Origin of the sequence: Reyranella soli (assembly GCF_007992495.1) — a bacterium.
Lineage (GTDB): Bacteria > Pseudomonadota > Alphaproteobacteria > Reyranellales > Reyranellaceae > Reyranella > Reyranella soli.
On record NZ_BKAJ01000394.1, the window covers coordinates 1 to 808 of the forward strand.

Annotated in this window: 1 protein-coding gene; it reads right to left on the reverse strand. The window is 63.2% G+C overall.

From position 1 onward, the window contains the following. Positions 1–808 (reverse strand): OmpA family protein (locus RSO01_RS46955; protein ID WP_147157505.1); only part of this gene is annotated, 808 nt, incomplete at both ends.

The following is an 808-nucleotide window of genomic DNA, read 5'->3' on the forward strand; positions in this document are numbered from 1 at the left end:
TTGTCGGTGTGACCCACGACATGAAGCCGCAGGTTCGGGCTCGCCTGCAACAATCGGGCGATCTCCTCGAGTTGCGGCCTGCTCTCCGGCTTGATGTCGGCTTTGTCGAAGTCGAACAGGATGTTGTAGAGCACGATGCGGCCGTCGCGGCCGAGCGCCGCGTTCATCTCGGTGGCAGCCGCCGTCACCATGCGCTGCTCGCGCGCCCTGGGCTCGACCAGAGCGACCACCACGATGGTGCGCTCTTTCAGCGCCTCGCAATATGTGCCACCACGCAGGGAGTAGACGGCAATCGCGGCGTGCGCATTGCCGCCGGACGTAGGCAGGCGCATCGTGGCATAGCGCAGGCCGTTGATGTAGTCGGTAACGGCGCAATAGCCATTGCTCTTGTAGGATGCCTTGACGTCGGCGGGGGGATAGATCCTCATCAGCAGGCTTTGCTGGCCGCCGCCGCCATCGGTGCTCCGGCTGTTGTCCCCACCACAGGCCTCGTCGCGGCAACTGAATAATATCGTCCCGCCTTTGCCAGTGATCTCCTCCTGGTAGTTCCTCATCACCTCCAGCGGGCTGCGATTGGCCGGAGCCACATAAACGATGCGCGTGAACCGACCTTCGAGAGCCTCGGCCGTGGTCGGCGCGAAGACGTCATTGTTCTTTGCGTCCTTCTTGCCGGGCACCTGCTTCAGTTCGGCGGTCGGCAGCTCGAACTCTTCGAAGGCCCGCTGTGCATAGTCGACGATGAAGCTGCCGTCGTAGCGACGGAGCAGCGGGTTATCGCGGGCGTTTGGGATGTCCTGTGTCGGTGCCG